Genomic DNA, 14413 nt, shown 5'->3' with positions numbered 1-14413 from the left:
AACTAAACACCCCCGAAATAACGCTCTTTAATCCCTAAGGCGACGCTTACCAGCCCAATCATGATCGGAACCTCAACCAAAGGCCCTATCACTGCTGCAAAAGCAGCCCCCGAATTAATACCAAAGACTGCAATCGCGACGGCAATGGCTAACTCAAAGTTGTTACTGGAGGCCGTGAACGATAAGGTGCAGCAGCGTTTGTAATCAATACCCATCTTGGCTGTGAGCGCAAAGGTCAAGATAAACATCACGCCAAAGTAAATCAACAAGGGAATGGAGATCGTTAAAACATCGCCTGGGAGCTCAAGGATTAACTTCCCTTTGAGGCTAAACATCACAACGATGGTAAATAACAATGCTATTAAAGTGATTTTGCCAATCTTTGGCACAAAGTGTTCGTGATACCACTCTTTAGAAACAAACTTAAGCATCACAAATCGGGTTAGCAAGCCTGCGATGCAAGGTATACCGAGATAGATAAAGACGGTCTTTGCAATCTCACCAATTGTGATACTGACGTTTGTTCCAGAAAGCCCAAATAGTGGCGGCAATACTGTCAAGAATATATAGGCATAGAGGCTAAAGAATAAGACCTGAAAAATGGCATTAAATGCCACTAAGCCTGCGGCATATTCTGTTGAGCCCTTAGCAATATCGTTCCATACAATCACCATGGCAATACACGGCGCAATCCCAATTAATATGAGCCCCGCCATATATTCTGGTTGATTAGGTACAAAAGTAATTGCGAGAAAGAACATAAAGATGGGCGCAATAATCCAATTCATCAGAAAAGCAATGGCAAAGATCTTCTTGTCTCTAAATACCTGTGGTAAATCTTCATACCTCACCTTCGCAAATGGGGGATACATCATCAAGATCAAGCCAATAGCAATCGGGTAGTTAGTGCTACCTACCTGAAAGGAGTTGATGAGACCCTCTACCCCTGGAAAGAAATAGCCCAAGCTAATACCTAGCGCCATAGCTGCGAAGATCCAGACTGTGAGATAACGGTCTAGAAAGGAAAGTTTTTTGGTAAGTGAACTCATACTGTGGTGTGGATTTCCCGCAAACTGATTGAATTTAGTTTATCTAAAGGTAAAGAAGCTAAGATATCAATGCGCTCTTTTAAGCCGTTCAAGACGCTGACAAAAGCCGTTTTCTTTTCTAGATCGGTACCTTGCACTTGTGACGGATCAGGAAACCCCCAATGGGCTGTTACTGGCTGGCCTGGCCAAAATGGGCATTGCTCCCCGGCCGCGTTATCACAAACCGTAATAATGAAATCCATCTTCGGGGCATCTGGCTCAGCAAATACATCCCAACTTTTAGATCTGAGTAAGTGCGTATCAACACCCAATTCTTTTGCAATTTCCATTGTATAGGGATTGATGCTTGTGCCAGGCGTTGAGCCTGCAGAGAAGCCCTTCAGCTTACCGCTTGGATGGGTTGATGCTAGGGCTTCACCAATAATCGAGCGCGCCGAATTATGGGTGCACAAAAATAGAATGTTGTAGGTTTTCATATGGCTTTCACTTTCTTTATTACTTTAACGGGCATGCAAGTATTGCCACCACAACAGTTGTCCAATAAAAACTCACTTAAATCTTGAACGAGCTTGGCATTGGGGCGATAGATCAGATTACGACTTTGTCTTTCCACCAAGAGCAAATCAGCCAGCACCAACTCTTTGAGGTGAAAACTGAGCGTGGCATTGGGAATGCCTAATTTCTCAATAATTTGGCTGGGCGTAAGGCCCTCATTTCCCCGCTGAACAATTAAACGGAAAATATTCAGTCGGGATTCTTGACCCAGCGCCAAGAAGGCCTGTATTGCATGAGTGTTTTTCATATTTCCAATTATATAGAAATATATATGACTAATTGATGACAATAAAAAAGCCACCCGCAGGTGGCTTTTAAGGCTGCTTTCATTGTTTACTCGCGTGATGCCTTCTTACGATCGTGCTCCTTGAGGTAGCGCTTACGAACACGCACACTCTTTGGTGTTACTTCAACCAATTCATCATCGCTAATAAATTCTACGGCGTATTCCAAGGTCAAATCAATTGGGGTTACCAAGCGCACTGCTTCATCAGTACCAGAAGAGCGCACGTTCGTTAATTGCTTACCCTTAATTGGGTTAACAACTAAATCGTTATCCCGACTATGAATACCAATCACCATACCTTCATAAACAGGGTCACCATGTTTTACGAACATGCGACCACGGTCTTGCAATTTCCAAATCGCGTAAGCAACCGCTTCGCCATCATCTTGACTGATCAATACACCGTTATGGCGCTCACCCAAAATACCATCTTTAGCAGGTGCATAAGAATCAAAGGTATGACTCATTAACCCGTTACCGCGGGTCATGGTCATAAAGTCCCCTTGGAAGCCGATCAAGCCACGCGCAGGAATACGGTATTCAAGACGGGTACGACCTTTGCCGTCACTCACCATGTCTTGCAACTCACCCTTACGCTTACCCAAGTCTTCCATCACGGCGCCTTGGGTAGCATCTTCCACGTCAACGGTTAAATTCTCATACGGCTCCATCTTCACACCATCTTCTTCATGGAACACTACGCGCGGACGAGAAACTGCCATCTCATAACCTTCGCGACGCATGGTTTCAACCAAGATCGTCAAATGCAACTCACCACGACCAGATACTTCAAACACCGTATCGTCATCGGTTTCTTTTACGCGCAAGGCCATATTGGACTTCAATTCGCGGTCTAAGCGCTCACGAATTTGACGGCTAGTTACAAACTTACCTTCACGCCCTGCAAACGGACTGGTGTTTACCATAAAGTTCATGGTCAAGGTTGGCTCATCAATTTTGAGCATTGGCAACGCATCCGGTTTATCAACCGCACAAACGGTTGTACCAATCGCCAACTCTTCAATACCATTAATCAAGGCAATATCACCCGCAATCGCTTCTTCAACGATTTCACGCTCGAGACCCTTGAACTTCAATACCTGATTTACACGGCCTTTGAATGGCACACCATCTGGACCATTTAAACAAATCACTTCCATGCCCGATTTAACGCGGCCACGGTTGATACGACCAATACCAATCTTGCCGACATAACTGTTGTAGTCAATGGAGGAAATTTGGAACTGTAAAGGACCATCTGGATCATCATCACGGACAGGAACATGTTCTAAAACAGCGTCAAACAAAGGACGCATGTCACCCTCACGAATATCTTCACTCATACCTGCATAGCCGTTTAAGCCTGATGCATAAATGATTGGGAAGTCGAGCTGCTCTTCGGTAGCGCCAAGTTTGTCAAACAACTCAAAGGTAGCGTTAATCACGTAATCACAACGTGCACCTGGACGATCCACTTTGTTGATTACTACGATCGGCTTCAGACCCAGTGCCAAGGCTTTCTTGGTAACGAAACGGGTTTGGGGCATTGGGCCTTCAACTGCATCAACCAAGAGCAAAACACCATCAACCATCGAGAGAACGCGCTCTACTTCACCACCGAAGTCCGCATGTCCTGGGGTATCCACAATGTTGATGTGAGTACCGTCGTATTCCACTGCACAGTTCTTAGACAAAATAGTAATGCCACGCTCTTTTTCCAAATCGTTTGAGTCCATGACGCGTTCGGTCATTTTTTCATTGGAACGGAAGGTGCCTGATTGGCGCAAGAGTTGGTCAACCAAAGTAGTTTTACCGTGGTCAACGTGGGCGATGATGGCGATATTACGAAGTGCGCGTTTAGTCATGTGAAGCTTCTAAAGTGAATAGTAGGATGGGATTGAGGTTAATAAATAAATAAGTCAAATTCATTAATGGGCCTGAGAAATCAAACGCTTGGGATGCAATACCCCCGAGCGCCAATCAGCAGTACCAATAAAATTATGGGGCGCAGCCGTAGCGCGATAAATACGCACCAATGCTTCGATCGAGGGTAGATTGAGTGGAACCCGTTGCCCCATCTCTAAGCGCTTAGCTTGTTGTTCATCCACGGTTAAATGCGGCAAGGTTTGTAACAAGGCATCTACTGGCAATATATAGCTAGCGCTATTTTGTGTGCCACTCTGAATAGACTCAATCGTAAATGACTGTTCTAAAGTGAGGTGCCCTACTTCGGTACGACGTAAGCCCACTAAATGGGCGCCACAAGCCAATGCATTACCAAGGTCTTCTGCCAGCACCCGAATATAGGTGCCTTTGCTGCAACTCACTTCTAAAGTCGCTTCAGGCCACTGAATATTAGTCCAGCGAATGTGATGAATCGTAATATCCCGCGGCGTACGCTCTAATTCAATACCAGCGCGTGCATATTCGTATAAAGGCTTGCCATCCCGCTTGAGCGCTGAATACATCGGCGGCACTTGTGCAATCAGCCCAGTAAATTGAGAGAGCAATGCATCTAATGCGTTTCGGATGTCAGCTTCATTGCCAAAGCTAGGCAAAGGCAACTCTTCGATAACCTGACCCTCAGCATCGCCAGTATCCGTGCGTGATCCAAATTTCACACGCGCGATATAAGTCTTATCGGCCTCTAGCAAGTCTTGTGAATACTTCGTCGCTTCGCCCAAGCAAATCGGCAAAAGACCAGTAGCCATAGGATCTAAAGTACCGGTGTGACCTGCTTTTTCGGCATTAAGGGCGCGCTTAACTGCAGTTACTGCACCCTGAGAACTCATTCCCATAGGCTTATCCAGTAACACTACACCGTCGATCCGAATAGCCATGAGTTAACTATTCTCGTCTTTATGATCGCTCTCTACAGCTTGATCGATCAATCGAGACATCTCTATGCCATGCTCAACAGAGCTGTCATAGTGAAAATGCAAAGTAGGGACAGTATGAATATGTAAGCGCTTAAACAACAAGGAGTGAAGATACCCTGCTTTTTCCTGCAAGGCTTTTAAGGCATGCTCTGGCTCAGCGCCTAAAACCGTAAAAAATACTTTGGCATGCGCCAAGTCTGGCGTTAACTCAATACTTTGAAGCGTAATCAAGCCTAAGCTAGGACTACGCAACTCACGCGGAATCAGCTCGGCCAAGTCTCGCTGAATTTGATCGGCGAGACGCTGGTTACGATGAGGACTGGTTTTATGCATCTTGTGCAGTCTTAGAGTGAGCGAGCAACTTCCGTTACTTCGAACACCTCAAGCTGATCACCTTCTTGAATGTCGTTGTAGCCTTTTAATGACAAGCCACACTCCACACCAGCACGCACTTCTTTAGCATCATCTTTAAAGCGCTTGAGTGAATCCAACTCACCAGACCAGATAACCACATTGTCACGCAAGAGACGAACACTGGAAACACGCTTGACAATACCATCAACTACCAAGCAACCCGCAATGGCGCCCACTTTAGATACCAAGAAGACTTGACGGATTTCAACCATACCGGTGATTTCTTCTTTCTTATCCGGAGTCAACATGCCACTGAGAGCTAATTTCACTTCGTCTACTGCGTCATAAATAATGTTGTGATAACGAATATCGACACCATTGTTCTCGGCTAACTTGCGTGCAGCAGCATCAGCACGGGAGTTAAAGCCGATGATCACTGCTTTAGAAGCGACGGCCAAGTTCACGTCGGTCTCAGTAATACCGCCCACCGCTGCGTGAACAATTTGTACTTTGACTTCTGGAGTAGAGAGCTTCATTAAGGACTGCGCCAAGGCTTCTTGCGATCCTTGTACATCTGCCTTGATGATCAAAGGCAATAACTTTGCCTCTATTGCGCCCTCTTCCATATTTTCCATCATGGTCTCGAGCTTGAATGCCTGCTGCTTAGCCAACTTCACATCGCGGAACTTGCCTTGACGGAAGAGTGCGATCTCACGTGCTTTACGCTCATCCGGAACTACTTGGACTGATTCACCTGCAGCAGGAACTTCTGATAGACCTTGAATCTCTACTGGAATAGATGGGCCAGCCTCATTACAGGGCTTGCCATTCTCATCTATCATCGCGCGCACACGTCCAAATGTAGAGCCTGCCAAGAGCATATCGCCGCGCTTGAGAGTTCCAGACTGAACCAAAACGGTTGCTACTGGACCCTTACCTTTATCGAGACGCGCTTCAATGACCAAGCCTTGTGCCGGAGCATCTCTTGGAGCTTTGAGTTCCAAAATTTCAGCTTGCAAGAGCACATTCTCTAACAACGCATCAATACCTTCACCCGTTTTGGCAGATACTGAAATAAATGGCACATCGCCACCGTATTCTTCTGGTACTACCTGCTCTGCCACTAACTCGGTCTTCACACGATCCGAATTCGCTTCCGGCTTATCAATCTTGTTAATTGCAACTACCATCGGCACGCCACCAGCAACAGCATGGTGAATCGCTTCTTTGGTTTGTGGCATCACGCCATCATCTGCAGCAACAACCAAGATCACGATATCCGTTGCTTTAGCACCGCGCGCTCGCATTGCCGTAAAAGCTTCGTGACCTGGGGTATCTAAGAAAGTTATCATGCCGCGTGGTGTTTCTACGTGGTACGCACCAATGTGCTGGGTAATACCACCCGCTTCACCGGTTGCTACCTTCGCTGCACGTATCTTGTCGAGCAAAGAAGTTTTACCGTGGTCAACGTGACCCATCACCGTTACTACTGGTGGACGTGGTAATAACTCGGCATCATGTCCAGCGGTACCGATATCGAAATCTGGATCATCCAATTTAGCCGCATGGGCTTTATGACCCATTTCTTCAACGATGATCATCGCCGTATCTTGATCGAGCACTTGATTGATGGTAACCATCTGACCCATACCCATCAATAACTTAATCACTTCCGCACTCTTCACTGCCATTGCATGCGCTAACTCAGCAACAGTGATTGTTTCAGGAACTTGCACATCATGAATCACTGGTTCCGTTGGAACTTGGAAATTGGTATCAACGTTGGCTTCAGCAATTTGGCGTTGCTTTTTACGACCGCCGCCTGAGCGCCAGCCACCAACACCACCGGATGAATCACCACGAGTCTTCAGACCACCTGGTTTCTTGGCACCTTCTTCTTGCCAAGTAGAGGAGGTTTCAGAAGACTTAATCGTTTTACCGCCGACTTTTGCTACAGCCTTCTTCTTATCGTCGGCACCTTCTGCTTTAGCAGGTTTGTGCAAAGTACCTTTTTTCGCTTCTTCTGCAGCAATTTCACTTGGCGCCTTAAGAATGCGAGCAGGGGCACTCATCATGTCGCGAATTGCCAAAGCTTCAGCTTCAGCAGCAGCACGACGAACCCGAATTTCTGCTAATTCTTTTTCTTTACCAGCGGCTAGTTCTTTTGCAGCTTTATCACTTTGCACCTTCTTTTCAACAGCGGCTGCAGCAGTAGCTTTGTCTACCGATTGAACTTCATCAGTAGGTTGTACTAACTCTTTTTGGCGAGCCTCTTGAGCTGCCTGCATTTCTGCTTCTTGACGAGCTAATAATTCGGCTTGACGAACTGCTTCAGCTGCGCGCTTCTCTAACTCTTCATCAGAAAGAATGGATTTAGTTAACGCTGCAGGGGCAGCCACATTTACTGGGGCCTCTTCAACTACAGGAGCTTTATCCCCCGCTTTTACTAGTACACGCTTTTTACGAACCTCAACTTGAACGGTACGCGTACGACCAGCAGAATCTGCCTGACGAATCTCCGAATTCTCGCGCTTGATTAAAGTAATTTTTTTACGAGCGCCAGTATCGGCATTGCCGTGTGCTTTTTGCAAATGCTCGAGCAGCACAGTTTTATCCTTCTCCGTAATACTCTCGTCTTCAGAACTTTTATCGATCCCAGCTGCCTTCAATTGCTCCAAGAGGTCAGCCGCGGTTCTTTTCAGTTCCTTAGCAAGTACTTTTACTGTTGTTGTTGCCATGCACTACTTCCTCTCATGAAGTAAACCAATGTTCGCGCGCTTTCATGATGAGCGTTTTCGCAGTTTCTTCGTCAATTTGTGTCGCCTCAACCAGCTCATCAACAGCTAGTTCAGCAAGGTCGTCACGGGTGTGAACTTGATTATCAGCAAGCTTAGCAATCAATTCCGTTGTCATTCCCTCTAAGGAACGCAAGTCTTGAGACACTTCACCAACACGCTCTTCTTTTGCTAACTCCATCGTCAGCAATGAATCACGCGCACGGGTGCGGAGCTCATTCACGGTATCTTCATCAAATGAATCGATTTCTAACATTTCTGAAAGTGGCACGTAAGCTACTTCCTCTAATGTATTGAAACCTTCTTCAATCAAAATATCTGCCACTTCTAGGTCAACGTCTAATTTGTCCATAAACAACTGACGTACAGAAGAAGCTTCTTTTTCGATCTTCTCAGCAGACTCTTCAGGGGTCATGATGTTGATCTGCCAACCAGTCAAATCGCTCGCTAAACGGACGTTTTGTCCGCTACGACCAATGGCGATTGCTAAATTTTCGTCATCAACCACTACGTCCATCGCATGACGCTCTTCGTCAACTACGATTGAGGAGACTTGTGCTGGGGCCAAAGCGCCAATCACAAACTGCGCTGGGTCTTCAGACCACAACACGATATCTACAGCTTCGCCAGCTACTTCGTTACGAACTGCGGTCACGCGTGTACCACGCACACCGACACAGGTACCGATTGGATCGATACGCTTGTCATAAGTGACGACTGCAATCTTGGCACGCACACCAGGGTCACGAGCTGCGCCTTTAATCTCTAACAGGCCCTGCTCCATCTCTGGAACTTCGTTCTCGAACAACTTGATTAAGAAATCAGGACAAGTTCGGGAGAGTTCGATTTGTGGGCCACGGGCTTCACGATCTACTTTAAGGATGTAAGCACGGACACGGTCACCAGAACGTAAATTCTCTTTTGGAATCATTTGATCACGACGGAGCAATGCTTCGACGCGACCAGATTCAATAATCAAACCATTTTTGTCAGCACGTTTAACGGTACCCGTCATGACTTTTTCGCCACGATCTAGGTAGTCGTTCAAAATTTGCTCACGCTCAGCATCACGAATGCGCTGCAAGATCACTTGCTTGGCCGCTTGTGCGCCGATACGTCCGAATGCTAAGGATTCGATTTGTTCTTCAATATAGTCGCCCACTTCCATATCAGCAAGCTGCTCTTGGGCTTCAAATTGCAGAATCTCTTTATCTGGCTCTTGCAGGCCGGCTTCATTTGGAACCACCAACCAGCGACGGAAGGTTTCATATTCACCAGATTCACGGTCAATCGCAACGCGAATATCCACATCCTCTGATGCATAGCGTTTCTTAGTGGCCGATGCCAGCGCCATTTCTAGCGCCTCGAACACAATAGCTTGATCAACGTTCTTTTCACGCGCTAAGGCGTCTGCCAACATGAGAACTTCTCGACTCATGACTTTCTTCCTTTGAAATCAATAACAGGGACCAACCGGGTTTTATCAACCTCGGCTAAAGAAAACTCCAATTGAGAGGGCTGACCATCAGCACCCTCGAATACCAAACCAAATTTCGCATCAGGTGAGTTCAACTCACCAGTCAGCAAACCTTGCAACACACCACGAAAATTCTTACGACTGCCTACGGCAACACGCAACTTCAAATCTACTTCCATTCCAGCAAAGCGCTCATAATCCTGCGCACTCTTCACAGGGCGATCTAAGCCTGGTGAAGAAATCTCTAAGCGCTCGTAAGGAATGTTCTCAACTGGCAAGGCATAACTCAGTTGATGACTCACCTTTTCGCAATCGAGGACAGAAATCAAACGCTCATAATCCGGGTTTTCAATCGTGACGCGCAGCAACCCTCCGGCTTCACGTTCGACATCGACCAACGTGTAACCTAAGTTTTCCAGCTCTGCAGAAATGACCTGCTGATCCTTCACGACTCCCCTTCATACCAAAATTGGCAAAAAAAAATGGGCTTCAAAGCCCATATTCTCGAAATTCAGAACAGGCCGACTTACGTTGATCGCAACATCAGTCGGTAAACACTAAAAACAGTAACAGTTTGCTGTCAGTGCAAAATTATAGCTGATTTCTAGGGAAAACTGTTAGAAATCAGATGCTTTCGCCCGGATTACGGGGCTTTCTGGGGCCCTTATTAAAGGGTTTTCGTCCTTTTGGTGCGCCCCGTTTAGGGCCATTTCCGGGACTTTGAGGGTCTCCAGTCACAAAAGCAGACTGGCCATGATGCACTTTTTTAGCTTTATTGCGGCCTTGGCCATTTCCTCCCTGCCCGCCTTGACCTCCAGCTTGACCGGGTCTACCACCCTGAGTACGGCCACGGAAAGGGCCGCGCCCTTCAGCTGCACCGCCACCACCAGGTTTTCCACCACGGCCTTGATGGGTGAGGCCGTTATGGCCACTTGCCAGTGTCAATGCGTCACGTGAGCCCCAATAAGATACCGAAGTTTGCATCGGATCTGGCTGGAAATCAGCGCTTGCAGGGTTGCGATCGCGATGATTGGGATGAGCGTTAGGGTTGCGACCCTTGTCTTGCGGTTGTGGCATTTTTAAGCCTGCAGACTTCATCAAGTTATAGATTCCGCCAGCCTCAATCTCCTCCCATTTACCCCGTCTCAAGCGTGGAGGTAATAAGAAAATGCCATAACGAGTTCGGATTAAGCGAGATACCGTATGACCAACCGCTTCAAACATACGACGTACTTCGCGATTACGCCCCTCACTTAATGCAACGTGGTACCAACGGTTGGCACCCTCACCACCACCCATCGCGAGGCGTAAGAATTTAGCTTGGCCATCATCGAGCGTAATACCGCTCTTCAACTGAGTAGTATTTTCTTGGCTCAACTCACCCAAAATGCGGACAGCGTATTCACGCTCAACACCATAGCGCGGATGCATTAAGCGATTCGCTAATTCACCTGAGGTAGTAAATAACAACAAGCCTTCAGTATTAAAGTCCAAACGACCGACTGCAATCCAGCGACCTTGTCTTGGTTTTGGCAAACGATCAAATACAGTTGGACGACCTTCTGGATCAGACTGACTAACGATTTCGCCAGCAGGCTTGTGATACATGATGACGCGTGGCGGCTTCGTCTGAATCTTACGATGAACTGGCTTGCCATTGATACGCACTTGATCTGTTGGTCCAATGCGTTGACCAATATGCGCCGGCAGGCCATTGACTGATACGCGTCCCTGAATAATCAAGTCTTCCATATCGCGGCGTGAACCCATACCAACATCTGCTAATACTTTATGAAGCTTAACGGTATCTTCATCATCCGCCTCATCATCCAAACCATCGAGGTCAGACCAAACTTCATCACGCATGCTGAGTGGCAGATCGTCTACGTTTGCAAATTGCAAACTACTCATTTCTTCTTCGGTTGGTGCATCAAAATCTTCATCCTCGCTGGAGCGTTGGGCGCGTTGCGCACGATGCTCTGCACCAGTCTGGTGGGAGACTTCCTGTTCATTGAAGCCATCTGGATTCTTGACTTCCTCAATTTCAGGCGCATCTAATGCGGCATCAAATTCACCTGAAACGACTGAAGCAAACAAAGCTTCACTCTCAGCTGGATTGGGCGCTAGCTTAGCGGATTGATTGTTTCCACCTTCGCGAGGGGCATTGCTATCTCCGCCTTCTCTGCGAGGCCGATCCTTGTTGAAAGGACGCTTCTTATTAAATGGATGCTTTCCGGTGCCTTGGCGACGGGGACGACGTTCGCCCTGCTCTCCCCCGTCGCGAACTTCTGCTTTAGCACCATCTCCAATGGATGCTGCTGCGTCAGTGCTTGGTGGGTTTGCCGATGGATTAACTACCGGGGATGAATCGTTTTCGTTGGAGCTTGTCATTAATGATTATTGTGTTTCGTCTGATTTTCTTCAGACTCGGGGGTAACTTCATCAGGAGTTTCGTTATCAGACTCTTCAGTCATCACAATTTCAACTATCTCTTCTGTCTCTTCTGTCTCTTCTATTTCTACTACTTCTTCGATCTCAACCAGTATGGATTCGTCACTATCAATCACAACCGTTTCAACCCTTGCCTCTGCATCAAATTCCATTACCGCTTGACCTAATTGCTCTGCCGCAGCCATTGGTGCAGCATCTTCTAAGATTGGCAAGCTTTGTAGGTTTGTCAAACTCAAGTCATCTAAAAATTGCTTAGTGGTTGCATACAAGCCTGGGCGTCCAATAGTCTCTTTATGCCCAATGACTTCTACCCAGCCACGGTCTTCTAATTGCTTCATGACATTACTGCTGACAGCAACACCGCGGATTTCTTCGATCTCACCCCGAGTCACTGGCTGACGGTAGGCAATGATTGCCAGGGTCTCTAACACTGCACGGGAATACTTTGGCGGCTTTTCAGGAGTTAAACGATCAAGATACTCACGCATCGCTAAACGGCTTTGGAAACGCCAACCAGTAGCAATGTGCACGAGCTCCATTCCCTTGTCATCCCACATACGCTGCAGCTCTATCAGAGTTTCGTCGATGTCCGCAGTGGTGATGTCCTCAATAAATAAACGAGACAGATCAGCAACGGAGAGTGGTTCCTGTGCGCACAGGAGGGCTGTTTCAATAACGCGCTTGTTGTGATCGTCCATAAAAGTCGGGCTATCAGGAAGGTTCCTGATGAGGCTTTAAAAAATGTATTTCAGTAATGGGTTTGGGGTGTTTTTTAGCTACTACGAACAATCCATCTCATCAACACTAGTTAGGGGGTATGTTCGTACCGCAACGAAGTCCTTTTCGTTCACCGTGAAGCCATTATAAGGTAGGCTCAATACAATAGCCACATGCACAATATTTCATCAAAACCTGCTTTTCACTTCAATGAAGAGCCAAACTCACCTGAGCGCCGTCGTTTATTGGGGTTTGGCATCGCTATGGGAGCCCTTTTGGGCACTACTGGCCTGAGCTCATGTAGTCTGATGAGCAATAAAAAACCGGTTGTTGGTCTTGTACTCGGGGCTGGGGCGGCGCGGGGATTTGCCCATGTGGGTGTCATCAAAGCATTGGAAGCTCAAGGAATTCGACCTGATATTGTCGTTGGCAGCAGTGCTGGCAGCGTCATTGCCGCCTTACTGGCCTCGGGCGCTACTGGTAACGACTTAAATCGCCTTGCCCTCACCTTAGATGAAGCCACTATTGCTGATTGGGGCCTCCCCTTCGCAGGACGATTTGGCGGTTTAATTAAAGGCGATGCTTTGCAAAATATGGTTAATCGTGAAGTACAAAATAAAACGATTGAGCAAATGCGCATTCCCTTAGGTATTGTTGCTACCGAACTCCAGTCCGGAAAAGGTGTGTTGTTCAGGACTGGTAATACTGGCTTAGCAGTACGTGCGTCTTGTAGTGTGCCCGGTGTTTTTCAGCCAGCGGTCATTAGCGGTAAAGAATATGTCGATGGTGGTCTCGTTGCGCCGGTGCCCGTAAGCTACGCAAGACAAATGGGGGCGACCTTAGTCATTGCAGTCAACATCTCTTCCGAGCCAGTCCAGCAGGACGCCAGTGGCACCTTCGGTATATTGCAACAAACCATCTCGATTATGCAAAGAAGCATCAATCAGTACGAGTTAAAAAGTGCTGATATCGTGATTCAACCGCATCTGCTGCAAATGAGTGGCAGTGATTTCAAATCCAGAAATGCCGCAATCCTGGCCGGTGAAGTAGCAACTCAAGAACAAATGGCTTTGATCAAGGAAAAGTTGAGGGGCTAACTAGCTCAAGGGCTTGCGCCCAATAGCCTTAAAGGTTGCGAGACTTGCGCTTCAGATTCTTCACTTCATTGAGAAGCTCTTGACGCTCAGCATCATTGAGGTTGTCACTGCCATCTAAACGACGAGCGCCGTCAAAACGTTTATCCCAATACAAACTTCCGAGATCATCTACGCGAACAGTAGTTCCCTTCGAGGGTGAGTGGATGAATTTATTGTCACCCACATAGATACCTACGTGCGAAAAAGTTAAACGCATGGTATTGAAAAATACCAGATCACCTGGTTGCAACTCTTCGCGGTTAATCGGTTTACCAACACGACTCATCTGTGTTGCCTTGCGTGGCAATAAAAACCCCAGTTTGTCCTTGAATACATATCCAACAAAGCTACTGCCGTCTAAACCAGATTGAGGTAACTCAGCATCCCAGCGATAACGTACGCCGATGACTTCCATCGCTCGGTTAATCATCTCTTCTGACTTTCCAGAAACAGAATCCACCAAACGATCAGAAACGCGAGCAATGTAAGCTCGGCCAGCTTGGAACATGCTCTCTTTAGGAACTGCGTCGGTGGTGGCGTCATTCGGCGCATCGACTGCATAAGTCGAGAATGAAACGAGCAAGCCCAAGGCAATACCCAGGACTTTGGGAAGTAGCGTTTTTTTCAGTGACATCGAATTAGTTTAACAAAAAACCCTTGGTTAACCAAAACTTCACCATAGTCTTAACTCTCTGTTTATAAACATGATTTTGC

Annotated in this window: 13 protein-coding genes; 1 reads left to right on the top strand and 12 read right to left on the bottom strand. The window is 47.0% G+C overall.

Annotated elements, in window-relative coordinates; genetic code table 11:
- Positions 1 to 2: 2 nt before the first annotated feature.
- The 11 genes from arsB to scpB form a co-directional block, all read right to left on the bottom strand.
- Positions 3 to 1049, bottom strand: a complete 1047-nt coding sequence (arsB, locus tag ICN45_RS10100; protein ID WP_216175526.1) for an ACR3 family arsenite efflux transporter — start codon at positions 1047 to 1049, stop codon at positions 3 to 5.
- Entirely contained in the window at positions 1046 to 1525 is a 480-nt protein-coding gene (locus ICN45_RS10095; RefSeq protein WP_216175525.1) for an arsenate reductase ArsC, read from the bottom strand. The genes arsB and ICN45_RS10095 overlap by 4 nt, the downstream gene beginning before the upstream one ends.
- The gene (locus ICN45_RS10090) at positions 1522 to 1851 is read right to left on the bottom strand and encodes an ArsR/SmtB family transcription factor (protein WP_216175524.1); all 330 of its coding nucleotides are present in this window, start codon (positions 1849 to 1851) and stop codon (positions 1522 to 1524) included. The genes ICN45_RS10095 and ICN45_RS10090 overlap by 4 nt, the downstream gene beginning before the upstream one ends.
- 86 nt (positions 1852 to 1937) lie before the next feature.
- Positions 1938 to 3755, bottom strand: coding sequence for a translational GTPase TypA (typA, locus tag ICN45_RS10085; protein WP_216175523.1), 1818 nt, complete (start codon positions 3753 to 3755; stop codon positions 1938 to 1940).
- A gap of 63 nt (positions 3756 to 3818) precedes the next feature.
- Entirely contained in the window at positions 3819 to 4730 is a 912-nt protein-coding gene (gene truB / locus ICN45_RS10080) for a tRNA pseudouridine(55) synthase TruB (RefSeq protein ID WP_216175522.1), read from the bottom strand.
- Positions 4731 to 4733: 3 nt separating this feature from the next.
- Positions 4734 to 5102 carry a 30S ribosome-binding factor RbfA gene (gene rbfA, locus ICN45_RS10075; protein WP_216175521.1) on the bottom strand — a complete coding sequence of 123 codons (369 nt, stop codon included), beginning with the start codon at positions 5100 to 5102 and terminating at the stop codon, positions 4734 to 4736.
- An 11-nt stretch (positions 5103 to 5113) separates the two neighbouring features.
- On the bottom strand, positions 5114 to 7861 hold the full coding sequence (infB, locus tag ICN45_RS10070) for a translation initiation factor IF-2 (RefSeq protein WP_216175520.1): 2748 nt from the start codon (positions 7859 to 7861) through the stop codon (positions 5114 to 5116).
- A 13-nt stretch (positions 7862 to 7874) separates the two neighbouring features.
- The gene (gene nusA / locus ICN45_RS10065; RefSeq protein WP_216175519.1) at positions 7875 to 9356 is read right to left on the bottom strand and encodes a transcription termination factor NusA; all 1482 of its coding nucleotides are present in this window, start codon (positions 9354 to 9356) and stop codon (positions 7875 to 7877) included.
- Positions 9353 to 9844 (bottom strand): ribosome maturation factor RimP, encoded by a 492-nt coding sequence (rimP, locus tag ICN45_RS10060; RefSeq protein WP_216175518.1) that lies wholly within the window; start codon positions 9842 to 9844, stop codon positions 9353 to 9355. The genes nusA and rimP overlap by 4 nt, the downstream gene beginning before the upstream one ends.
- 175 nt (positions 9845 to 10019) lie before the next feature.
- Positions 10020 to 11786 (bottom strand): pseudouridine synthase, encoded by a 1767-nt coding sequence (locus tag ICN45_RS10055; RefSeq protein WP_216175517.1) that lies wholly within the window; start codon positions 11784 to 11786, stop codon positions 10020 to 10022.
- On the bottom strand, positions 11786 to 12544 hold the full coding sequence (scpB, locus tag ICN45_RS10050; protein ID WP_216175516.1) for an SMC-Scp complex subunit ScpB: 759 nt from the start codon (positions 12542 to 12544) through the stop codon (positions 11786 to 11788). The genes ICN45_RS10055 and scpB overlap by 1 nt, the downstream gene beginning before the upstream one ends.
- A gap of 192 nt (positions 12545 to 12736) precedes the next feature.
- Here scpB and ICN45_RS10045 point away from each other — a divergent pair, with 192 nt between their 5' ends.
- Complete coding sequence (locus ICN45_RS10045; RefSeq protein ID WP_216175515.1) at positions 12737 to 13660, top strand: patatin-like phospholipase family protein; 924 nt, start codon at positions 12737 to 12739, stop codon at positions 13658 to 13660.
- Positions 13661 to 13688: 28 nt separating this feature from the next.
- On the opposite strand, the gene ICN45_RS10040 is transcribed toward ICN45_RS10045, so the two are convergent.
- Positions 13689 to 14333, bottom strand: a complete 645-nt coding sequence (locus ICN45_RS10040) for a C40 family peptidase (RefSeq protein ID WP_216175514.1) — start codon at positions 14331 to 14333, stop codon at positions 13689 to 13691.
- Between the last annotated feature and the right edge of the window lie 80 nt (positions 14334 to 14413).

This window comes from Polynucleobacter alcilacus (assembly GCF_018881545.1).
In the GTDB taxonomy this organism is placed as follows: Bacteria; Pseudomonadota; Gammaproteobacteria; order Burkholderiales; family Burkholderiaceae; genus Polynucleobacter; species Polynucleobacter alcilacus.
Note: the sequence above shows the minus strand (reverse complement) of the source record. Positions and strands in the feature narration are given on the sequence as shown.